The sequence below is a fragment of the Pedobacter sp. ISL-64 genome, assembly GCF_018613605.1.
Taxonomy (GTDB): Bacteria; Bacteroidota; Bacteroidia; order Sphingobacteriales; family Sphingobacteriaceae; genus Pedobacter.
On sequence record NZ_JAGGPU010000014.1, the window covers coordinates 1 to 24073 of the forward strand.

General features: G+C 41.2%; 13 protein-coding genes and 1 pseudogene. 13 read left to right on the forward strand and 1 reads right to left on the reverse strand.

Annotated elements, in window-relative coordinates; all coding sequences use genetic code 11:
- From J7E57_RS17900 to J7E57_RS17930, 7 genes are all read left to right on the forward strand, one after another.
- Positions 1 to 5811, forward strand: a 5811-nt coding sequence (locus tag J7E57_RS17900) for a beta strand repeat-containing protein (protein WP_410522688.1), incomplete at its 5' end; no start/stop codon positions are given.
- 156 nt (positions 5812 to 5967) lie between these two features.
- Positions 5968 to 7104, forward strand: a complete 1137-nt coding sequence (locus J7E57_RS17905) for a hypothetical protein (RefSeq protein ID WP_215132149.1) — start codon at positions 5968 to 5970, stop codon at positions 7102 to 7104.
- 672 nt (positions 7105 to 7776) lie between these two features.
- Positions 7777 to 7923 (forward strand): hypothetical protein, encoded by a 147-nt coding sequence (locus J7E57_RS17910; protein ID WP_215132151.1) that lies wholly within the window; start codon positions 7777 to 7779, stop codon positions 7921 to 7923.
- A gap of 73 nt (positions 7924 to 7996) precedes the next feature.
- The gene (locus J7E57_RS17915) at positions 7997 to 9286 is read left to right on the forward strand and encodes a gliding motility-associated C-terminal domain-containing protein (protein WP_215132153.1); all 1290 of its coding nucleotides are present in this window, start codon (positions 7997 to 7999) and stop codon (positions 9284 to 9286) included.
- 42 nt (positions 9287 to 9328) lie between these two features.
- The gene (locus J7E57_RS17920; RefSeq protein ID WP_215132155.1) at positions 9329 to 10297 is read left to right on the forward strand and encodes a type IX secretion system membrane protein PorP/SprF; all 969 of its coding nucleotides are present in this window, start codon (positions 9329 to 9331) and stop codon (positions 10295 to 10297) included.
- A 13-nt stretch (positions 10298 to 10310) separates the two neighbouring features.
- Positions 10311 to 12284, forward strand: coding sequence for an OmpA family protein (locus J7E57_RS17925; protein ID WP_215132156.1), 1974 nt, complete (start codon positions 10311 to 10313; stop codon positions 12282 to 12284).
- Positions 12285 to 12872: 588 nt separating this feature from the next.
- Complete coding sequence (locus J7E57_RS17930) at positions 12873 to 13238, forward strand: response regulator (protein WP_215132158.1); 366 nt, start codon at positions 12873 to 12875, stop codon at positions 13236 to 13238.
- 60 nt (positions 13239 to 13298) lie between these two features.
- Here the strand turns inward: J7E57_RS17930 and J7E57_RS27480 are convergent.
- Positions 13299 to 13451 (reverse strand): annotated as a pseudogene (locus J7E57_RS27480) (transposase); the annotation flags it as partial.
- Positions 13452 to 13755: 304 nt separating this feature from the next.
- On the opposite strand from J7E57_RS27480, the gene J7E57_RS17940 reads away from it, so the two are divergent.
- The 6 genes from J7E57_RS17940 (at position 13756) to J7E57_RS17965 (ending at position 23720) form a co-directional block, all read left to right on the forward strand.
- On the forward strand, positions 13756 to 13986 hold the full coding sequence (locus J7E57_RS17940; RefSeq protein ID WP_215166216.1) for a hypothetical protein: 231 nt from the start codon (positions 13756 to 13758) through the stop codon (positions 13984 to 13986).
- A 37-nt stretch (positions 13987 to 14023) separates the two neighbouring features.
- Positions 14024 to 16351 carry a S9 family peptidase gene (locus tag J7E57_RS17945; protein ID WP_251029967.1) on the forward strand — a complete coding sequence of 776 codons (2328 nt, stop codon included), beginning with the start codon at positions 14024 to 14026 and terminating at the stop codon, positions 16349 to 16351.
- A gap of 234 nt (positions 16352 to 16585) precedes the next feature.
- The gene (locus J7E57_RS17950; protein WP_215132160.1) at positions 16586 to 17185 is read left to right on the forward strand and encodes an RNA polymerase sigma factor; all 600 of its coding nucleotides are present in this window, start codon (positions 16586 to 16588) and stop codon (positions 17183 to 17185) included.
- Positions 17186 to 17608: 423 nt separating this feature from the next.
- On the forward strand, positions 17609 to 18754 hold the full coding sequence (locus J7E57_RS17955) for a FecR family protein (protein WP_215132161.1): 1146 nt from the start codon (positions 17609 to 17611) through the stop codon (positions 18752 to 18754).
- A 288-nt stretch (positions 18755 to 19042) separates the two neighbouring features.
- Positions 19043 to 22255, forward strand: coding sequence for a SusC/RagA family TonB-linked outer membrane protein (locus J7E57_RS17960; protein WP_215132163.1), 3213 nt, complete (start codon positions 19043 to 19045; stop codon positions 22253 to 22255).
- 19 nt (positions 22256 to 22274) lie between these two features.
- Complete coding sequence (locus J7E57_RS17965) at positions 22275 to 23720, forward strand: RagB/SusD family nutrient uptake outer membrane protein (protein WP_215132165.1); 1446 nt, start codon at positions 22275 to 22277, stop codon at positions 23718 to 23720.
- The last annotated feature ends 353 nt before the right edge of the window (positions 23721 to 24073 follow it).

A 24073-nucleotide genomic window follows, 5' to 3' on the forward strand; every position in this document is an offset into this window, starting at 1 on the left:
ATAAAAGGAGATAAGGGCGATACAGGAGCAGCAGGTAAATCTGCGTTTGAGATCTGGAAGGAAATCCCGGGCAACGAAACCAAAACTGCAGCGGATTATGCTACAGCTATAAAAGGGGACACGGGAGCAACTGGAGCAGCAGGTAAATCTGCGTTTGAGATCTGGAAGGAAATCCCGGGCAACGAAACCAAAACTGCAGCGGATTATGTTACAAGTCTAAAGGGCGATAAGGGAGATAATGGAATAGGTGGAGTAACCAATGCAGATAATGGATTAACAAAAACTGGTGATGGTACAGTTGCAGTTCCTTATCACATTACACTTGGTGGCTCTTTAAACTCTCCAACTACAATAGTAACAACCTCTGCTAATAGTTTGGCATTGCAAGGACTGCAAACTGGTGCTGCTACAGATAAAGTTGTTGTTGCTGACGCAACAGGTGTTTTAAAAACAGCAACTATTGCAAGTTTAATTCCTGCAACAACAAATCTTCTAAGTTCTTCTGCAAATACGATTACCTCTACAGTAAACGGGATTGCGGTAACAGCCCCAGCGGTGAACACGAATGTATTGAGCAGTTCTGGTAACACACTGACTTCAACAGTGAATGGTATTGCCAGTAATGCTATTGATCTGAGTTCAGCAATTGCCGCTGGTACGACTAATGTCTTGTCCCTTGCAGGTAATACCTTAACAAGTAATGTAAACGGTGTAAGCTCTACCTCAAATGCAGTAAGTGGTGTCTCGAATACCTTGGTTGGCAAAGACCTGAGTACTACAGTAAACGGAGTGACAGGGGCTACGGTAGATTTAACACCAGCCCTGGCAGCAGCAACTACAAATGTTTTAACAAATCCATTAAATACCATAACTTCCACTGTAAATGGTGTTGCGGTGACTGCACCTGCAGTAAATACCGTTAGCAACGCTTCAGCTGTAAATACAGCAACGGTAACGGTAAATGGAGTAACCAGCACGGGTGCACCTATTGTAAATACCAATACGGCAGCGTTAACAGGAACAACCTTAACCAATACGGTAAACGGTGTTGCTGGCAGTGTAGATTTGGCACCTGCGGTAGCAGCAGCAAGTACCAATACGTTAACGAACCCATTGAATACCATAACCTCTACGGTAAATGGTATTGCGGTAACAGCACCAGCAGTAAACACAAATACATCTTCTTTAACAGGAAGTACTTTGACAACTACAGTAAACGGGGTTGCCGGCAGTGTTGATCTGGCACCGGCTGTAGCCGCAGCAACTACAAATGTTTTAACAAATCCATTGAATACCATAACCTCTACGGTAAATGGTATTGCGGTAACAGCACCAGCAGTAAACACAAATACCTCATCATTAACAGGAAGTACATTAACAACAACAGTAAATGGTGTTGCCGGAAGTGTTGATTTAGCACCAGCGGTAGCCGCATCGACCACAGTAAGTAATGCTTCATCAGCGAATGCTTCAACGGTAACGGTAAACGGGGTGACCAGCACGGGTGCACCAATAGTAAACAGTAATGTATTGAGCAGTTCTGGTAACACACTGACTTCAACAGTGAATGGTGTTTCCAGTAATGCTATTGATCTGAGTTCAGCAATTGCCGCTGGTACGACTAATGTCTTGTCCCTTGCAGGTAATACCTTAACAAGTAATGTAAACGGTGTAAGCTCTACCTCAAATGCAGTTAGTGGGGTTTCGAATACCTTGGTTGGTAAAGACCTGAGTACTACTGTAAATGGAGTAACAGGGGCTACGGTAGATTTAACACCAGCCCTGGCAGCAGCCACTACAAATGTTTTAACGAATCCATTAAATACCATAACTTCCACTGTAAATGGTGTTGCGGTGACTGCACCTGCAGTAAACACAAATACCTCATCATTAACAGGAAGTACATTAACAACAACAGTGAACGGTGTTGCCGGAAGTGTTGATTTAGCACCGGCTGTAGCCGCATCGACCACAGTAAGTAATGCTTCATCAGCGAATGCTTCAACGGTAACGGTAAACGGGGTGACCAGCACGGGTGCACCAATAGTAAACAGTAATGTATTGAGCAGTTCTGGTAACACACTGACTTCAACAGTGAATGGTATTGCCAGTAATGCTATTGATCTGAGTTCGGCAATTGCCGCTGGTACGACTAATGTCTTGTCCCTTGCAGGTAATACCTTAACAAGTAATGTAAACGGTGTAAGCTCTACCTCAAATGCAGTAAGTGGGGTCTCGAATACCTTGGTTGGTAAAGACCTGAGTACTACTGTAAACGGAGTGACAGGGGCTACGGTAGATTTAACACCAGCACTGGCAGCAGCCACTACAAATGTTTTAACAAATCCATTAAATACCATAACCTCTACGGTAAATGGTATTGCGGTGACTGCACCTGCAGTAAATACCGTTAGCAACGCTTCAGCTGTAAATACAGCAACGGTAACGGTAAATGGAGTAACCAGCACGGGTGCACCTATTGTAAATACCAATACGGCAGCGTTAACAGGAACAACCTTAACCAATACGGTAAACGGTGTTGCGGGCAGTGTAGATTTGGCACCTGCGGTAGCAGCAGCAAGTACCAATACGTTAACGAACCCATTGAACACCATAACTTCCACTGTAAATGGTATTGCGGTAACAGCACCAGCAGTAAACACAAATACCTCATCATTAACAGGAAGTACATTAACAACAACAGTGAACGGTGTTGCCGGAAGTGTTGATTTAGCACCGGCTGTAGCCGCATCGACCACAGTAAGTAATGCTTCATCAGCGAATGCTTCAACGGTAACGGTAAACGGGGTGACCAGCACGGGTGCACCAATAGTAAACAGTAATGTATTGAGCAGTTCTGGTAACACACTGACTTCAACAGTGAATGGTATTGCCAGTAATGCTATTGATCTGAGTTCAGCAATTGCCGCTGGTACGACCAATGTCCTGTCCCTTGCGGGTAATACCTTAACAAGTAATGTAAACGGTGTAAGCTCTACCTCAAATGCGGTAAGTGGCGTATCGAATACCTTGGTTGGCAAAGACCTGAGTACTACGGTAAACGGAGTGACAGGGGCTACGGTAGATTTAACACCAGCACTGGCAGCAGCAACTACAAATGTTTTAACGAATCCATTGAACACCATAACCTCTACGGTAAATGGTGTTGCGGTGACTGCACCAGCAGTAAACACAAATACCTCTTCTTTGACAGGAAGTACGCTGACCACAACAGTGAACGGGGTTGCCGGCAGTGTTGATCTGGCACCGGCTGTAGCCGCATCGACCACAGTAAGTAATGCTTCATCAGCGAATGCTTCAACGGTAACGGTAAACGGGGTGACCAGCACGGGTGCACCAATAGTAAACAGTAATGTATTGAGCAGTTCTGGTAACACACTGACTTCAACAGTGAATGGTATTGCCAGTAATGCTATTGATCTGAGTTCAGCAATTGCCGCTGGTACGACCAATGTCCTGTCCCTTGCAGGTAATACCTTAACAAGTAATGTAAACGGTGTAAGCTCTACCTCAAATGCAGTAAGTGGCGTATCGAATACCTTGGTTGGCAAAGACCTGAGTACTACGGTAAACGGAGTAACAGGGGCTACGGTAGATTTAACACCAGCACTGGCAGCGGCGACTACAAATGTTTTAACGAATCCATTAAATACCATAACCTCTACGGTAAATGGTGTTGCGGTGACTGCACCAGCAGTAAACACAAATACCTCATCATTAACAGGAAGTACGCTGACCACAACAGTGAACGGGGTTGCCGGAAGTGTTGATCTGGCACCGGCTGTAGCCGCAGCAAGTACCAATACGTTAACGAACCCATTGAACACCATAACCTCTACGGTAAATGGTATTGCGGTAACAGCACCAGCAGTAAACACAAATACCTCATCATTAACAGGAAGTACATTAACAACAACAGTGAACGGGGTTGCCGGCAGTGTTGATCTGGCACCGGCTGTAGCCGCATCGACCACAGTAAGTAATGCTTCATCAGCGAATGCTTCAACGGTAACGGTAAACGGGGTGACCAGCACGGGTGCACCAATAGTAAACAGTAATGTATTGAGCAGTTCTGGTAACACACTGACTTCAACAGTGAATGGTATTGCCAGTAATGCTATTGATCTGAGTTCAGCAATTGCCGCTGGTACGACCAATGTCCTGTCCCTTGGGGGTAATACCTTAACAAGTAATGTAAACGGTGTAAGCTCTACCTCAAATGCAGTAAGTGGCGTATCGAATACCTTGGTTGGCAAAGACCTGAGTACTACGGTAAACGGAGTGACAGGGGCTACGGTAGATTTAACACCAGCACTGGCAGCGGCGACTACAAATGTTTTAACGAATCCATTAAATACCATAACCTCTACGGTAAATGGTGTTGCGGTGACTGCACCAGCAGTAAACACAAATACCTCATCATTAACAGGAAGTACGCTGACCACAACAGTGAACGGGGTTGCCGGCAGTGTTGATCTGGCACCGGCTGTAGCCGCATCGACCACAGTAAGTAATGCTTCATCAGCGAATGCTTCAACGGTAACGGTAAACGGGGTGACCAGCACGGGTGCACCAATAGTAAACAGTAATGTATTGAGCAGTTCTGGTAACACACTGACTTCAACAGTGAATGGTATTGCCAGTAATGCTATTGATCTGAGTTCAGCAATTGCCGCTGGTACGACTAATGTCCTGTCCCTTGCAGGTAATACCTTAACAAGTAATGTAAACGGTGTAAGCTCTACCTCAAATGCAGTAAGTGGTGTATCGAATACCTTGGTTGGCAAAGACCTGAGTACTACGGTAAATGGAGTGACAGGGGCTACGGTAGATTTAACACCAGCCCTGGCAGCAGCAACTACAAATGTTTTAACAAATCCATTAAATACCATAACTTCCACTGTAAATGGTATTGCGGTGACTGCACCAGCAGTAAATACCGTTAGCAACGCTTCAGCTGTAAATACAGCAACGGTAACGGTAAATGGAGTAACCAGCACGGGTGCACCTATTGTAAATACCAATACGGCAGCGTTAACAGGAACAACCTTAACCAATACGGTAAACGGTGTTGCAGGAAGTGTAGATTTAGCACCGGCGGTAGCAGCAGCAACTACGAATACTTTATCAAATAATACAAATAATATAATCACTTCTGTAGTAAATGGTATTAGTTCAACCGCACCAGCGATAACCAGTCTAGGAAGCCTTTTTAATCAGAACACGAATGTGTTATTAACACAAGTAAATAGTATTGAAGTAACTACAGATCTAACACCACTTAAAATAGAGCCTTGGTTTGTTCAAGGTGGTACTACACAAGCAACTACGGATGTTCAGGCTATATACCACACTGGTAATGTAGCCATCGGACAGAACGTTATGTTTGGTTCTGCAGGAGAAAAACTTGCAGTAAATGGTGCAATCAGAACAGCTAGTAGTGTGTATGCCGATTATGTGTTTGAGGATTACTTTACAGGATCATCAACTATCAAGTCGGACTATAAATTTAAAAGTTTAAATGAAGTGGAAAAATATATTAAAGAGAACAACCATCTTCCTGGTGTAACCTCAATTAAAGATTTGCTTAAAACAAAAGAGGGGTATTCTTTCAACTTAACTGAATTATCAGTTCAGTCTTTAGAAAAATTGGAGGAATTATACCTCCATGTAATTGAGCAACAAAAACAAATTGAAGCTAAAAACCTAGAGATCGAAAACATGAAGATGCGCTTATTGAAGTTAGAACAACTCATCATGAAAGATGGCTTTTTAAAAAATAAAAATTAAATCCCTATTAATTATAAAATGAAAAGATCTATTTTATCTGTTAGCACCTTGTTTCTGTGATATGTGCTTCTAAAAGAAATACAGATTTCAAAAAAAACAAAGAGATAAAAGCACACAAGCTAATGTCTTAGAATAGGAAAAATTATAATAAAATATATGAAAAAAATAACTTTAATTGTTCTGTCCTTATTACTGTCTGTTTGTGCTTTTGCCCAAACAGGCGTTAATACAACCACACCAAATGCCAATGCGGCATTAGATGTAGTATCAACCAATAAAGGATTATTGCCGCCCCGTGTGGCCCTAACCGCCACCAACGCTGCCGCACCATTGAGTGCAAATGTTGCAGGTATGGTGGTGTATAACACGGCAACTGCAGGTACCGCCCCTAATAACGTAGTGCCTGGCTTGTATTATAATAATGGTGCCATATGGGTACCAGTTACCGTTGTTACACCTGCAATTACAGTAAGCAATACGGTTGCTGGCAATAACCTTTCTACTACCGTAAACGGTACTACGGGTACCGCAGTTGTTATACCCAACATTTATACCGCTGATGGTACTTTAGCGGGCAATAGAACGGTTACTCAAGTAGCATCTACTTTGGCATTTACATCTACTGCTACAAATGGTTTTAGTGTAGATGGAACTACATTTTCAGTAGATGCATCCAATAATAGAGTAGGTTTGGGAACAGCCGCACCATCAACTACCTTAGATGTTGCCAGTGCTTCAAGCCCGGCCTTTCGTTTGGTAGATGGTACTCAAGGAGCTGGAAAAGTGCTTTCTTCGGATATTAATGGTTATGCTTCATGGGTAAATAATGTAGCAGTAACGCCAACTGTTTTAGGTGTTAATCCTAGTTCAACAATTCCTTATGCTGCTCCAAACACAGCGAAATACATGGGCATGAGTATTACCCTTCCAGCCGGTAAATGGATAATTACTGTGGGTTTATTGATTAATGGATTGAGTACTTATGGAACTGGTGCGGCTGCATTAGTGAGACATCGATTTAGCACAAGTGGCTCTTCGTTTACACCCATTAGTGGTACTCAACTATTACAAACAGGAAGCTTTGGTTTTTTACTTGCTACTATTCCTTATACTAATAATATGATAAATTTCTATATGATGAATGGTAGTTTGTGTGTTAATATGGCAAGCGAAACTACACTTTATTTATGGGCTGATAATGCAGGATCTTTAGCAAGTGCAGGTGCTACATTCACTAATTTAAATGTAAATAATAATGGAGAAAATTACATTTATGCAATTCCAATTAATTAGATTTTTGAAAAAGGGGTTTGGTACGGCTAATTTTACTGGCCATAGCGGTCGATGCAACATTTACCCACAATTTGTTAAAAATTGAAAGACCAAAACGCCTTGTTCAATTTGTTAATTTTACAGCCTATGCACCCAGCGTTCAAATACTACTGATGCTGGTGACGGATATCTGGGAGGAGTATTGATTTTGACTGGTTCTACTACGGGTGGCACATCTCAATACGGGAATGTTAATTGGACTAAAATTCCAATTTTTGAAATTGGAGGAAGTGGTGTACCTATAGCCTCATCACTGTCAAGTTTGGTAAAACTTACAGCGGGGATATTATTAAATTTCAAGTAGCTATTTATGAAGCATCTGTTACTACTAATGTAGATTATGAGATTAATATTCTTCGGGGTAGATTAAGAAACTGTTTAAAATTAGACAAGAAAAATTACCTGTTGTTATGCAGAGCCTGTCGAAACATTTTATCAATAGGTCTTCGATAAACTTATACTGACAAGTAAAATAAACTGCCGAATTTAAACAGTTTCTAATAATATAATTAAAATAATAAATAATTAAAAGAACAGTGAGGTATATATATTAGACCCGTACCCGATGCCAATTATTTAGCTAGGGGAAGTCATTATGCTGCGAAGGCGTTGAGTTTAACAGTTGGAGAATTAATGCAATATACAACTTTGCTAGTGGTATCAAGTGTGGGTTATCAAAGTCCGTTTTACAATGGCCTCTGGTACGATTGTACCATTATTTCTTCTGAAACAGGAGGTGGTAATGTAACGATACAAAAGATAAAAACAATGTGGTTTTAGTAATAATAATTTTGTATGAATTTACCACTTAACATAGATAAATTTCAGTAATGAACCTTTTTAACAAGGATATATGAAAATAAACAAACAATATTTACTGGTCGCCTTACTTTTGTTCAGTTTTTCTGAGTTGAATGCCCAGAGCGGTTCGGGGAGTATGACGGTCGATGAGTCAGTTGTTGTGGTTTCAGCAGGTACTACCGAGCAGCGGTTTAGTGAAGGCACTTATTTTGGTCCAAAAGCGAACTGGGAGATCAACGGTACGTTGGAGATTTACAGCAAGAATGTTTGGATTGCGCCGGGTGCTACTTTTAGTGGTACGGGCAAGATCATCATTTACAACCCGGGCACGAACCCTTTTTACCCGTCTATGGCCCCGGGCCCGACGAATATCGATGGGAACAACGGTAACTTCATCAACCTGATTATCGAACACCGGAATGCGGAAAACATTATGCTGGCCGAGGTTACCGATCCTGGTTACGGTACTTCGAACCCTTCTGCGGCTTTATCCGCAGCGCTGAACATTGGTGGCAGGCTGAATTTAGCGGTGGACCTTGCAGATGTTATCCTGAACGGCCATAACCTGGCCTTCAATAGTTCTGGTAAAATTATCGGTTACAGTAAAGAGCGGATGGTGGTTACAGGCAACAGCATTGCCGGTCATATGATCAAAGATTATGCAGGGAGCGATGGTTTTGTATTTCCTGTGGGTATTGAAGAAGGGGATTATACGCCCGCCACTTTAACTCCCGGCAGTGCGGGGAAACTGTTTGTTAGTGTCCAGGATTTTCAAAGTGCAAACAAGACTATTAAAAACCCGGCTCTTGGTATGGGCCGGGTGTGGCATATTTACGGAAGCCCGTCTGTTAGTGCAAACATGACCCTGCAGCATAATAGTACTACCAATGGTTCATTATTTAAAGATGCCAATGCAGCCATAGCGCGCTATATCAATGCCGATAAATGGGATATACTGAAAGGTGCAAACCCAGGTGCGGGGATTCATACGCGAAATAATATTGCTATGGTAACCGATCTGGCCGCCAATGGAGGTTACTTCACTAAACTTGCTGTATCGGGTTCTGCTTTAATGGTGCCGACTTTATTTACCCCCAATGGAGACGGGGCGAACGATGCTTTTGAGATCCGTGGTCTTGAATTATTTGAGCAGAATGACCTGGTTATCGTTAACCGCTGGGGCAATGAGGTATTTAAAGCAACATCCTATCAGAATAACTGGACAGGTGAGGGCTTAAATGAAGGTACCTATTTCTATGTGCTTAGGGTGAAAGAAAGCGGGGACTCAGATTGGCAGGTATTCAAAGGATACACTACCCTGATCAGGGCCTTTAAGAAATAGACTGTGAACAGGAAAACCTGATCATTCAATGAATTAAAAAAGATGAGAAAGATATTTATATTGTTGATGGTATTTCAACTGAGTTTTCTGCTGGCAAGTGCGCAACAGGATGCGCAGTTTAGCCAGTATATGTTTAACGGGATTTACATTAACCCGGCTTATGCAGGTTATAAGGAACAGCTGAATTTACATGCCTTTTACCGCAACCAGTGGACGGGTATTGAGGGTGCTCCCAAAACGATGTCTGTTGCGGTGGATGCGATAGCCAACAACGGGAATGTGGGCCTGGCTTTGCAGCTTTCGAGCGATAAGATCGGTGCCCAGCGCAACCTGGCAGCCTATGCCAATTATGCTTACCGGATCCCGATGAACGCGGACGGTTCGTCAAGACTGGCCTTTGGTGTGGGTGTTGGGGCGGTACAGCTGGGTATTGACGGGGCTTTGTTAAACCCGAATGATTTTGAAGTGAACCAGCCTGTGGGTATCCAGAGTACGATTGTACCGGATGCGAGGGCCGGTGTTTACTTTTCGAACAACCGTTTTTACGCAGGCCTTAGTGCCGATAACCTGGTTTCTCAATACATCGATATCGACCGTTATGCCTTTATTCCGCAACCCAAACCACATTATTATTTAACGGCAGGGATGCTGCTGGCCATCAATGAAGATGTACAGATTAAACCCTCGTTTTTGTTGAAGGATGACCGTGGTGGGCCAACGAGTTTAGATCTGAATGCTTTTGTGATCCTGGCGGATAAGTTCTGGCTGGGTGGTTCTTACCGTACGGGGGTTAAGCTATATGACAAGAGTTATTTACAAAAAGATTTAAGTAACCTGAATTCGGGTGTTGTGGTTGCCCAGTTTTTTGCGAACAGCAATTTACGGATTGGCTATGCTTACGATTTCTCTATCGGGCCAATGCAGGGTTATAGCGGGGGTACCCATGAAATCTCTGTTGGTTATTTCTTCAACCGCAAGAGCCTGAGAATGGGCACACCAAGGTATTTTTAGTGTAATTAGACATATGAAAAGAAATATATCCATTTTAATCCTGGGAATACTGATGCTGTTCAGCCTTCAGTTTAAGGCTCAGGCCCAGTATGTATTAAATGAGGCCGATCAGGCTTTTGAACAATATAATTATGAACGGGCGATCGACCTTTATGAGCAGGCTTACAAGAAAAAAGCCACGCTGCATGCAGCAGAACGCCTGGCAGCCTGTTACAGGTACCAGCGCAATTACAAACAAACCGAAAGCTGGTATGCCATTGCTGCAGGGATGGAAAACAGCCCGGCAGCAAATACACTTGAATATGCCAAAGCCCTGCAAAGCAATTCGAAATACAGTGAGGCTAAAATCCAGTACAACAAATATGCAGAGCTGAACAAAACGGTTAGCCCGGCACTAAAAAGTATGTGGCTTTTATCCTGCGATTCGGCCATGAGCTGGATGAAATCGCCTAAAGCGGTGCTGGTCAACAATGAAAAGGACTTGAACAGCTCACATTCAGACTGGGGAGCGGTTGTACAAAACGGAAGCATTGTATTTGCTTCAGACCGGGGTATAAATGCTAAAGACAGCCAGGGTTTGGGTAAACCTTTTTTTAAGTTTGACGGGACGAAGGCGCCTGACAAAAGCATTTATGGCTGGACGGGTAATCCTTACCTGAGGTTATATGCTAAAACGGGCAGTGACAGCATCGGGTTGTTCCCGGTAAATACAGGTACCGAATACCATGTTGGTCCGGCGAGTTTTACGGCCGATGGGAATGAAATGTATTTTACCCTGACACGGATTCCCCGGCAGCTGGATTATACCAAAGTTAAGCTGCTGAAAGGGAAACAGGCTACGGTTAACATCGAGATTTACAGCAGTAAAAAAGATGAACAGGGGAAATGGGCTACGGCAGTACCTTTTAAATACAACAAGGTGAATGAATATGGTGTTGGGGATCCTTTTATTAGCGCCGATGGGCAAAGTTTGTACTTCAGCTCAAACATGCCGGGTGGAAAAGGTGGAACAGACCTTTATGTAAGCCAGAAAACCGATCTGGGGGACTGGGGGCTACCGGTAAACTTAAAAGAGGTGAATACGGAAGGAAACGAACGGAGCCTGTTTTTTGGTTCGGACAACAACTTTTACTTCAGCAGTGATGGCCGGGTGGGCATGGGTGGTTTGGATATCTTCAGGTCAAAACTGGTTGGCGGCAAAATAAGCGAACCGGAAAATCTGGGCTACCCGGTTAACTCCCCCCAGGATGATTTTACTTTTAACTTAAATACCGCAAACAGCGGCTACTTTTCTTCCAACCGGACAGATGGTTTGGGTGAGGATGACATTTACAGCTTTAGCCGTCAGCAGATCCCGGCCTTTAAGTTAAGTGGAAAAGTGTATAACAAAATTACCGGGCAGCCACTAAGCGGGGCCATTGTTACGCTGAACAAAATTGGTGGTTCGGGCTTAAAGATAGAAACCGATGAGACGGGCAACTTCAGGTTTAACCTGGAAAAGGCATCAGATTATGGGTTAACGGGTGAGAAAACCAGTTTCAGGAGTGATGGAGCTGATTTAACGACTAAAAACTTAACGGCATCTACGGAGCTTAAAAAGGATTTATACCTGGAGCCTGTTGAACTGAACAAGGCGGTTAAACTGGAGAACATTTACTATGATTTCGATAAGTCGAACATCCGGGCAGATGCAGCAGTAGAGTTGGATAAACTGGTGAAGATTATGCAGGATAACCCGACGATGTGGATCGAGCTGAGCTCACATACCGATAGCCGTGGCAATGATGCCTATAATTTAGATTTATCGCAAAGGAGGGCAGATTCGGCGGTACAATACATCATTAACCGTGGCATTAGTAAAAACAGGATTGAGGCGAAGGGTTACGGGGAAACGATGTTGCTGAACAAATGTGCAAACGGCGTTAAATGCACACCTGCTGAACATCAGCTCAACAGAAGAACTGAATTTAAAATAACCAAACAGTAATGCTTTTATAGCAAATTTTATTAAGCGATGGAGTTCGCTTATTCAGGTCAGGTAACTCTTATACAGTTAGGGATGGCATTTAAGGTTACCGGCCTGCTTTTTAAGATATTGAAAGATGAAGAAGAAAAGTCTAATTGATTAAGTGATTAGTAACAGGTTGAATAAATAAACTTTAAAATATTAATTAGTTTTTAATATGGCTATTATAAAATGATTAAAGTCCTTGTTAACGTTGTCTGTGTAAAATGGTAAAGGTATTGTTGCTATTGATGTTATTGTGAATTCAATAAAAAGCTATTATAAAGGTAAAAAAAAGAAGTCTTATTTGTGAAGAGCTAAAAATTGATGTAAAAACCTTTGATCAATGTTTGAACGATTATAGAAAGATAGCTAATGATATGCTTGTTTTGGAGAATGAAAATTAAAAATTAAAAAAACTTTATATAAACATACTTATTATTAATCAAACACTCATTGATAATCTAAATGATTTAAATACAGTGATTGTAAAATAAGAACCAAGACAGTTTATTCATAGCCATATATAGAATTGGAAAGATAAACAGTATTTGAATCAGCTAACCTAATATGAAAAGAATTATTGTACAAGATAGTAATGAAGCCATTCTTGAGGTGCTTAAGCCCGCTTTAGAAATGGAGAATTTTAAAGTATTTACATTTAGTATTTGTGATGAAGGTTTTTTAACAGAAATTGATCACATACAACCTCACGTAATTTTGTTGGATGACAAATTTACTTGGGAGGCAGGTATCAAAATCTGCAACAACATAAAAAATAAATACCCACTTATTCCATTGCTGGTTTTAAGTTTTGATCGAAATATCCGTCAAAAATATCAGTTGAGAGGCTTTGATGGATATGTAACAAAACCCTTCGATTTGCAATTTTTGTATGACCTTTTAGCAAAATATATTAAAGATTTTAATGCGTAATCAATCATTTACTTCTTATTAAGTATTCACTGTTCATCTGCCAGTTAAAAACTTGTCCTCCTAGACCTTAGATAACAACAGGTCAAATTCTTCTAAATCAGACCATTTCTTGTAATAATAATAAACCAGCTGCCATTTGGCAAAGTTTACAGGAAGCATTCGCCACTGACATCCTGTTTTCACTATGTATTGAATCGCATTCCAGATAGAACGTAAATCATGTTTCGTTTACGATCTGTAAATTGTAAGGTCTTTTTTATAAATTGCCACTGGCTTTCGCTTAAATCGGTGGGATAAATTTTCATTCTAATTGCGTTTGTAGTTACTCACAATTAATATTTATTTATCCGACCAGCGATCGCCTTTTTATTCACTTCTTAACAAATACTCTTTTATTCAGCCATTTTTAAACAGGCTCTTAAAATTTTTATTTTTTTCAGAGCAGAGGTTTGCTTAGTGCTCATTCGTATTAATATAAAAAAGCCATACTACGCCTGATCTCGATGACGTAAAAAAAATGTTTGAGCATTACATGGCTGGCCGCAGTACTCCGACCAAGGTAAAGCAGCTGATGCAATATTTTTATGCTGATGAAAATGGCCAACTCGACCGGCTGATTTGCACTGAATTGGAAGGACCGGAAGAAAGGAATGTGTCGTGCAATGTATTTTCCGTTTCAGCTGAAGATATTGAGCGGCAACCGGCAACGAATCCTTTACTTGGTCTAACCGGAAGATGTAGCTGTTAAAAATGAATTTAATGCTTTAGCTTATTTAATAAACATAATGAAAAAATATTTACTCGTGATTACGGGTTTTGCACTTACTTTGAGTGCAATGGCTCAACAAGTCAAGTCACTAAGCGAAAAAGATTATGAGCGTGCCGAAAAATTCATGGGCTATAACTCCGGATCTTTTATAGATAGGGATAATTTGAGCCCCAATTGGCTTATCGGAGATCGCTTTTGGTATTCGATTAAAACTACACAAAGTAATGAATTCATTTTAGTAGACCCTGCGAAAAAGGGTAAATCTCCAGCGTTCGACCATCAGAAAATGGCAACTGCTCTTTCCGTGGTAACTGGAACTACCTATGAGGCTAACAAGTTGCCAATTACGGCGATTAATTATGCGGCCGACGGAAATTCAATTGCTATTACAGCAGCTGGCAAGAGATGGAAAGTAGAATTACCATCCTACAAAGCTAGCGTTGATAACGCTATCCCTACTAATCAGATCACCACCGCTCCTCAAGGTAGAGCTGCTGCAGTTGGCGGATATATTCCAGAAACATTATCGCCGGATGGCACAAAAGCTGTATTTATAAAGGACTATAATTTATGGATGCGTGATGTAGCTACAAACGAAAAAAAACAGCTTACTAATGATGGAATTAAAGATTATGGCTACGCTACGGATAATGCTGGGTGGAAATCTAGCGGCATGGCAATTGTGAGATGGTCGCCAGACTCAAAAAAAATAGCGACTTTTCAACAAGATCAGCGCATGAGTAAGGATATGTACCTGGTTAGCACAAATGTAGGAGCGCCAGTATTAAAAGCATGGAAATACCCTTTACCTGGTGATAGGGAAATCCCAACAATTAGAAGAGTGATTATTGATGTAGAGGCTAGCACTGTAGTAAATTTAAAAATTGCACCAGATCCACACCGTGCCTCCTTAAAAGACGATATTAGTAGTGGTAACAGTTTAGATGATATTGATTGGAAAGCTGATGGTTCTGAAATGGCGTTTTTATCGACTTCCAGAGACCATAAAGAAGAAAAATTCCGTATTGCAAATGCTATTACAGGCGAAGTTAGAGAAGTTTTCGAAGAGGTTGTAAAAACACAATTCGAATCAGGACGTAGCGCTGTCAATTGGCGTTATTTGCCAAAATCGAATGAGATCCTGTGGTATTCGGAACGTGATAATTGGGGGCATATGTATTTATATAATGCATCAACCGGAAAGCTTAAAAACCAAATAACTAAAGGCGAATGGCTAGTAACGCGTTTATTAAAGGTTGATGAGGAAAATCGTCAGCTTATATTTATGGCCGTTGGCCGCGAACCGGGCAACCCTTACTTTGCTCACCTTTATAAAATAGGTTTCGATGGTAAAAATTTAGTGTCACTTACACCAGAGGAAGGAAATCACCAAATTTCATTTTCACCAACCGGGAATTATTTTATCGATACTTATTCTCAACCTAATGTGCCACCGGTAATGACCTATCGCAGTATGACTGGCAAACTGATTACTGAACTGGAAAAAACCGACATCTCTCGTTTACTGGCAACCGGATGGAAAGCGCCAACTCCTGTTTCGGTAAAAGCACATGATGGCATAACTGATATTTATGGTTTAGTGTTTACGCCAACCAATATGGATCCCCAGAAAAAATATCCAGTTGTTGATTATATCTACCCTGGTCCACAAGGAGGTAGTGTGGGAAATTGGTCATTCTCTGCTTCTAGAGGCGATCATCAGGCATTAGCTGAATTAGGATTTATAGTGGTGATGATTGAAGGGACCAGTAACCCTTTCCGTTCTAAAAGCTATCATGATATGAGTTACGGTAACATGGCCGACAATACGCTTCCTGATCAAATTACCGCTATCAAACAACTGTCGCTACGTTTCCCTATCGATACCAGTAAAGTTGGAATTTGGGGTCACTCGGGTGGTGGTTTTGCTACTGCAGCAGCAATGTTTCGTTACCCCGACTTCTTTAAAGTTGGGATAGCCGAATCAGGAAACCATGATAACCGTAATTATGAGGACGATTGGGGCGAACGCTATAATGGCCTAGTTGAAAATGCTGACTATGAAGCACAGGCTAATCAAAATTACGCTAAAAACTTAAAGGGTAAATTGTTATTAGCTCACGGTATGATGGATAATAACGTACCCCCATCTAACACGATGTTGGTTGTTGATGCTTTAATTAAAGCAAATAAAACATTCGACTTACTATTGTTCCCTAATAGTGCACATGCTTTTGGAGCTTTCGATTTTTACATGATGCGAAGAAGATGGGATTATTTTGTAACCAATCTGTTAAACGCTACGCCTCCTAAAGACTACCAAATGAGAGGCGCAAGGAATTAAGATGAGCCCGTATCATTAGTCAAAAATGATACGGGCTTCTTTTTTTGTGGACTGCTCGATCCAGCTTCAGTATTTCGCTGGGTTAGATTTTTTTATTATTTGTCAAAAGTAGCTACATAGTGCCATGGCATTAGGGTATTCGCTTTCACTATTTAACCTCCAAATTCATGCATTCTAACTATATTTTTGTAGATTTATTAATAATTTCATAAACTTAAATTTATACAGATTACCATGAATGGTCAATTTCTTCAAAACGACCAGGACCTGATGGTTCGTCTTAAATCAGGCGACAAGAAAGCTTTTGCTACTTTATATAAATTATACGCTGAACAAATTTTTAGACGGTTGATGCGACTTGTTAAACAGGAGTCTATTGCAGAAGAGCTGCTTCAAGATGTTTTTATGCGGATCTGGGAAAACCTGGAAAACATCGATTTGGAAAAGCCATTCCGCGCTTACTTGTATCGCATTGCACAAAATTTGGTTACTGACCTATTTCGTAGAGCAGCCTATGAGAAGCAATTGTTGGATTATCTGATCGAAGGGATGACAGAGCTTTACAACCCTATTGAGGAAAGTGAACATGAAGTGGAAGTCAAACATTTGTTGCAGCAAGCCATTGACAGCTTACCCACTCAGCGAAGGAAAGTTTATATACTTTGCAAACTAGAAGGCAAAACCTATGTTGAAGCCAGCCAGTTATTAGGCATGACGGTTTCCACAATTAGTGATCATATTGTAAAAGCTAATAAAGCTTTAGCAATTTATGCTGCCAATCAGAAAATTTCCATAGTCTTACTAGCAACATTGCTCATTTGCGATCTTAAATAATTCTAATAGTCAATAGTCCATTGTCAATAGTCCATTGCTTGGGAGCCTATAAGTCACAACCATCTTCCATCGACAAAAGTGAATAGTCCATTGTCGATAGTCCATAGTTTGGGAGCTTATGAATGACAACCATCGTCCATGTTCTATGGTCCATTGTCGATAGTCCATAGTTTGGGAGCTTATGAATGACAACCATCGTCCATGTTCTATGGTCAATCGACAAAAGTCCATAGTTTGGGGGCCTATGAATCACAACCATTGTCTATGGTCTATGGTCCATCGACTAGTATTTTAGTTGCGTCCATACCTTCTTTATTAATCACACGCTTGAAGGGTTTTGTGTAAAGAATTTAGGTATTTTTATTTTAAGCAGAGCAGAGGTCAAGCGGCAGCTCATTCGTATATATATAAAAGAGCCATATTATGTCTGATATTGATGCGATAAAGAACTTGTTTGAACGCTACCTGGATGGCCGCTGTACACCTGCTGAAGTAAAGCAATTAATGCAATATTTTCATGCCGATGAAATTGGACAACTCACCCAACTGGTACGCACTGAACTGGAACGACCTGAAGAAAATAACGACATTGATTATCGTCAAAACATTGATCGGGTTTATGAGCGAATACAGAAACGATTAATTCCTGAAAAAACTACATGGAAATTGTGGCGAAATATCGCAGCTGCCTCCATTCTGATTTCACTAGGAATCGGGGCATTTATTACCACCCGCCATCCTAAGGTTGACCTGTATACCGCCGACATCAAACCTTATACTCAAAAAACATTATTAAAGACTGCCGGCGGCAAAAGTTTTGTATTGAGTAATGTAGGTAATGATACGACACTTCAGCATGGCAATATCTCGATCCGTAAAGTTGCCGGACAGCAGTTAGCTTATAGCGTTTCAGAAAAGACCACAGTTCCTCTTTATGATACCATTGTGGTACCTGCAGGCGGCAGGCCGCAAATGTTGATCTTATCCGACGGCAGTAAAATCCTGCTAAATGTAGCAACTACACTCCGTTTTCCAGAAAATTTCCGTAATGAAAAGGGGAATGAAATGGAATTGATTTCAGGTGAGATATATTGCGACATCGTTCACAATCCCAACTCAACGTTAAGAATAATCACTCCAACGCAGGTAACTGAAGAAATTGGTACAGCATTTAACATAAGTGCTTATGCAGACGAATCCATTACTCAGACAACACTAGTCAAGGGAACGATTAAAGTCAATTCTGGCAGCACCTCGAAACAACTTTTACCTGGTGAAAAAGCGGTTACATCGAATAATCAAATGAGCATACTATCAGCCGATCTTGAGGAAACCCTGGCTTGGAAGAACGGGTATTTTCGCTTCAACGGCGAAAATCTGCCAGCCATTATGCGGCAGCTATCCCGTTGGTACAATATCGAAGTTGCTTACAAGGGGACTATGACAGATACTAAGTTTTATGGTAAGGTATCCCGCTCCAAAAATATAAGCGAAGTGCTTACAATGCTCGAAAGAACGAAAAGGTTACATTTTAGTATTCAGGGAAGGAGGGTTTCTATTATGCCATAATTTTACTCTTCCTGTTAAAAAAGCCACTCCAGCACAGCTGGAATGACTTTAGAATGGATCAATAATTAAAATTTAACTATTTGCATCGCGCAGGCCTCGGGGTCTTGGAAAACACAAGGCAAGCGCTTAAACCCACCTAAACAAATGTACTATATTTATTTAAAAAATGTATACCCACCTTCGCGTGGTTATATCGGCAAAACGTTGATGGTCATGAAAATCACCTTACTTCTAATGATCACTTTTATATTCCAAGTTAGCGCAAACACGTATGCTCAAAAGGTGAATTTGTCTGCTAAGAACGCCAAGCTTGTAGACGTATTTAATCAGATCAGTAGCCAAACCGGCTACGATTTTCTCTTCAGTGCTGACATTTTAAAAGATGCCAAAACCGTAACCATCGTAGCCAGAAACGAGGAATTAAATACCGTGCTTCAAAGAATTTTCAACGGGCAAGCTCTTGACTTTTCTATCGAAAACAAATCTGTAGTCATCTCCAACAAACCTAAAGGGATACTCGAAAAGATAAAAGAAGCGCTTAACCTTAATGATACTGATGTTACTGGTACTGTACTTGATGAGCAAGGCAGATCGCTTCCTGGCGCTACTGTTATGGTAAAGAACACGGGCAAAACTATTATTACAGATGCCCAGGGCCAGTTTACGCTTAAAAATGTGCCGGAGGGTGCCACAATAGTTATTTCCTTTACAGGGTATGAGAAGCGGGAACTTAACGCCGCACCCAACCTCGGTAAAATAAATTTAGTTGCGGCTTTGAATAAATTAGACGCGATACAGGTGATTGCTTATGGAACAACGACGCAGCGGATGAGTTTAGGAAATGTGTCTACTGTTTCAGCAGCTGAAATTGGGCGGCAACCGGTAACTAACCCTTTACTGGCGCTTCAAGGAAGGGTACCCGGCATTTTTGTGGCTCAAACTAGCGGAGTACCTGGTTCGCCGATTACAATACAAGTTCAGGGGGTAAACAGTATTGGTCAAGGTAATGTTCCTTTGTATGTGATAGATGGTGTGCCTTATAACTCCAAAGTGAATAGCCAAGGCGGGTTGGGTGTTGCTGGTAACCCCTTAAATTATATCAATCCAATGGATATTGAAAGCATATCGGTATTGAAGGATGGTGAAGCAACATCAATCTATGGTTCAAGGGCCGCAAACGGAGCTATTCTGATAACGACAAAAAAAGGAAAGTCCGGTAAAGCATTGGTTGAATTTAATTTTCAGGACGGATTTTCCTGGGTCACACACTTTGTCCCAACTTTAAATACGCAGCAATATTTAGGTATGCGGGAGCAAGCTTTACGAAACGACGGCCTGGTTGCCAGCGCCAATCCCAGCGATCCTGGTTATGCCCCGGACCTTAAAATTTATGACCAAAACAGGTATACCAATTGGCAAGAAGAGCTGGCAGGAGGCATGGGCCAAAATATTAATACTTCTGGCACTATAAGCGGTGGTAGTGAAAGTACCCAATTCCTGGTAAGTGGAACGTATAATAAAGTGACCAGCATTTATCCCGGGGATTTCAGCAATCAAAATTCCTCGGTACACTTGAATCTGAGCAATACTTCCCCTAATAAAAAACTAAAATCGGAATTCTCAGTGAGCTTTCTTCATAACAACAATAGTTTGCCTGGAGTCGATCTATTAAATCTTGCAATACGATTGCCCCCAAACGCTCCGGCGCTTTACAACCCGGATGGCACCTTAAATTTTGCTCCTAACTCAGCTGGGAGCACCACCTGGATTCCCAATTCTACTAATCCGCTTGCTTTTACCTTAGGGAGGTACGACGGAAAAACTAATAATTTGGTAGGGAGTGGGTCTGTCAGCTATAATGTTCTACCGGGCCTTGATGTCTCAGCTAATTTTGGTTACACCTATCAGCAGACATACGAAATACAAATGAACCCTTTATCAGCAATTGCACCAGAACAGCGGGCCTCTAACCAAAACTCAGCCACCTACATAAATAGTTACATTAACTCTTCAACCATAGAGCCAAAAATTAATTACAAACGAGTTTTGTTTGGGGGAACAATAAACGCTTTAGCAGGCGCTACCTTTTTCCAAGAGACTGGGTTGAATCAAAGCGTAACCGGTGGAGGTTATGCCAGCGAACTTAACCTCGCATCCCTTGGTTCGGCTGCAACCGTGGTAGCTAAGAGCTCCAGGGAATATTTATATAAATACGAAGGTATTTATGCTCGCCTAAATTATAACTGGGGCGATAAGTACTTAATGAATCTTTCGGTTCGCAGAGACGGCAGCAGCAGATTTGGTTCAGCCAACCAGTTTCATAATTTTGCCTCAGTGGCAGCAGCCTGGATATTTTCCAAGGAAAAGTGGTTGCAAGATAATTTATCTTTTTTAAGTTTTGGAAAGTTTAAAGCTAGTTATGGAACGACCGGAAATGATCAAATCGCTGATTACGCCTCGCTGAGTGTATATAATCCAACTTCATATCCTTATCAGGGTGTGACCGGATTACTGCCTCAAAATTTATCAAATCCATACCTGCAATGGGAACTAACTAAAAAAACAAATCTGGGTTTGGAATTGGGATTTTTTAAAGACAGGATTCTCATTTTTGCAGATTATTTTACAAATCGAACCTCAAATCAGTTATTATCTTATACTGAACCCACTACTACCGGCTTTGGTAGCATAGCTGCTAACTTTCCGGCTGTTGTAAGAAATGCTGGATTGGAACTTACCCTTAGCACCAAAAATATCAATACAAAGGATTTTATTTGGACTACATCATTTAATATCACTTCTGCTAAAAATAAGCTTGTTGCTTTTCCTAACCTTGAAAAGAGTTCTTATAATTCTTCTCTCGTTGTTGGCGAATCTATAAATTTGAAAAAATTATACCGGTATTTAGGCGTAGATCCTGCTACTGGTGGATATTTGTTTGAAGATAAAAACGGGCAGCCGACTACCAATCCCAAATCCGGAACAGATAATTATGTACTTGAAAATACCGACCCGGTATTTTATGGGGGTTTTCAAAATAGCTTTATCTATAAGGGCTTTCAGCTGGACGTCTCATTTAACTTTACAAAGCAAAATCAAAAAACTACCACTTTTGGTTATGGGTTTGGGCCGGGAACTAAAAACTCCGGAAACCAACCTCTTTATGTATTGAATGCCTGGCAAAAACCTGGGGATGTTGCTACCATACCAAGATATACAAGCGGGTTCAATTTATATACTCAATTCCTGGCTGCCGGTAATTCAGATGCAAGCTATTCAAATGTTATTTATTGCCGATTGAATAACGCTTCACTTTCCTGGCAGGTGCCAAGAAACTGGTTAGAGAAATTGAAACTTAAAGATATAAGGATTTTCGCCCTCGGTCAGAATCTGCTCACTTTTAGCAATTACAAAGGCTCTGATCCAGAAACCCGCCTAAGCGGTATTCCCGGAACTCCACCTTTAACGGTATTGGTGTTGGGAATAAAAACAAGTTTATAATCATTTAATGCAACGAACAATGAAACGATCAACATATAAAAAATGGATGGTGGCACTAAGTAATGTTATCATTTTGATTATACTTTTTAGCATGGCCGGCTGTAAAAAATACTTACAAATCCCTGCACCGACTAATTCCATCAGCTCTCAAAATGTGTATACCCAAGATGCGACTGCAATAGGCGTATTAAATGGCATTTATATAAAAATGCAGGGCTATACAGATTTATCTATTTCTCCTGGCTGTTCGGCTGATGAGTTTACGTTATTGAGCACTTCAGTAATTTTGAATCTCACTTACAGCAATAAACTGAATTCAGATGCCAGTGGAAATACGGATCTCTGGTCTGCTTTTTACAAATATGTTTATTATGCTAATGCCGCAATTGAAGGGTTAAATCAATCTTCGACACTTACACCTGCAGTGAAGCAACAGCTTATAGGCGAAGCTGAATTTATTAGGGCATGGTGTTATTTTTACCTGGTGAATATTTATGGCGATGTACCCCTGGCATTAACAACAGACTATAAGGCCAATGCTGTTCTAACCAGAAGTACCAAGACCCAGGTTTATCAGCAGATTATAGCTGATCTGACCGACGCACAAACTAAGCTTAGTGCGAATTTCGTGGATGTTACTTTACTGAAAACTACTACAGCGCGGGTACGGCCAACCAAATGGGCAGCTACAGCTCTACTCGCAAGGGCCTATTTGTATTATGGTGACCTTACTGGAGACGCCACGAATTATACAAGAGCTGCTGATCAGGCGTCTGCGATAATACAGAACTCTACGCTATTTAGCCTTGTAACTTTAAATAACGCATTTTTAACAAATAATCAGGAAGCGATATGGCAATTAGAAGCTTCGCCGGCGACTATAGGTGGTTATACACAAGAGGCTTTTCTTTTTATTATTCCGGCTACCGGACCCAGCTCGAGTAACTATCTTGCTATTAGTCCATTTTTACTAGCTGCGTTTGAACCTAGCGACCGGCGCCGGACTGACTGGATAAACAGTGTGAATATTAGTGGAACGACTCTCTATTATGCTTATAAGTACAAAAACAATGTCGTACGTTCAACCACAACGGAATATGAGACCGTGTTTCGTCTGGCCGAGCAATATTTGATCCTCGCGGAAGCGTACGCAGAACGAGGTGATCTAGTTAATGCCGCTACAAATCTAAATAAGATACGAACTCGTGCGGGTCTACCAAATACAACTGCCTCCACTCAGTCTGAAATACTGGCCGCCATTCAACATGAGCGTCAGGTTGAATTTTTCACTGAATTCGGACACCGATGGTTCGACCTGAAAAGGACAAAAACTGTAAATGCTGTCATGACCGTAGTGACCCCGAAGAAAGGGGGCGTAAGTTGGGATCCTAACCAAGCCTTATACCCAATACCCTTAGCGCAAATACAAGCTGCTCCTCAATTGCAGCCGAATCCTGGCTACTAAAAGCCCACCGTATGTTGCCCTGATATTGGGGCAACATATATGCTGAATTTAGAATTCGAAATCTCCCGTTTAAATGACGCTTGCATTGGCACGGACCGTAGGCAACCAAAAAACAAACAATAATTAAAATTTTAAACCATGAGTCAGCTACTAGAAAACTTTATCCGAGAAAATAAAGAAAAAATGATATTCAAGTTCGATATCTGGGGTGTTTGGAAACGCATTAAGAAAAAACTACCTACCTCAAAAAACCTGTGATTAAACCAAAAATGAAATCATCATTTCAGAATTAAACACGGAAATCAACTCATTAAAAAATACATCAATTCACTCATCATGAAACCGCCATGATT

Coding starts and splice junctions, on each gene's coding strand:
- J7E57_RS17930 (WP_215132158.1), top strand. CDS start 12,873: ATGAAAAGAATTATTGTACAAGATAGTAATGAAGCCATTCTTGAGGTG.
- J7E57_RS17940 (WP_215166216.1), top strand. CDS start 13,756: ATGTTTGAGCATTACATGGCTGGCCGCAGTACTCCGACCAAGGTAAAG.
- J7E57_RS17905 (WP_215132149.1), top strand. CDS start 5,968: ATGAAAAAAATAACTTTAATTGTTCTGTCCTTATTACTGTCTGTTTGT.
- J7E57_RS17945 (WP_251029967.1), top strand. CDS start 14,024: ATGAAAAAATATTTACTCGTGATTACGGGTTTTGCACTTACTTTGAGT.
- J7E57_RS17920 (WP_215132155.1), top strand. CDS start 9,329: ATGAGAAAGATATTTATATTGTTGATGGTATTTCAACTGAGTTTTCTG.
- J7E57_RS17965 (WP_215132165.1), top strand. CDS start 22,275: ATGAAACGATCAACATATAAAAAATGGATGGTGGCACTAAGTAATGTT.
- J7E57_RS17955 (WP_215132161.1), top strand. CDS start 17,609: ATGTCTGATATTGATGCGATAAAGAACTTGTTTGAACGCTACCTGGAT.
- J7E57_RS17950 (WP_215132160.1), top strand. CDS start 16,586: ATGAATGGTCAATTTCTTCAAAACGACCAGGACCTGATGGTTCGTCTT.
- J7E57_RS17915 (WP_215132153.1), top strand. CDS start 7,997: ATGAAAATAAACAAACAATATTTACTGGTCGCCTTACTTTTGTTCAGT.
- J7E57_RS17925 (WP_215132156.1), top strand. CDS start 10,311: ATGAAAAGAAATATATCCATTTTAATCCTGGGAATACTGATGCTGTTC.
- J7E57_RS17910 (WP_215132151.1), top strand. CDS start 7,777: ATGCAATATACAACTTTGCTAGTGGTATCAAGTGTGGGTTATCAAAGT.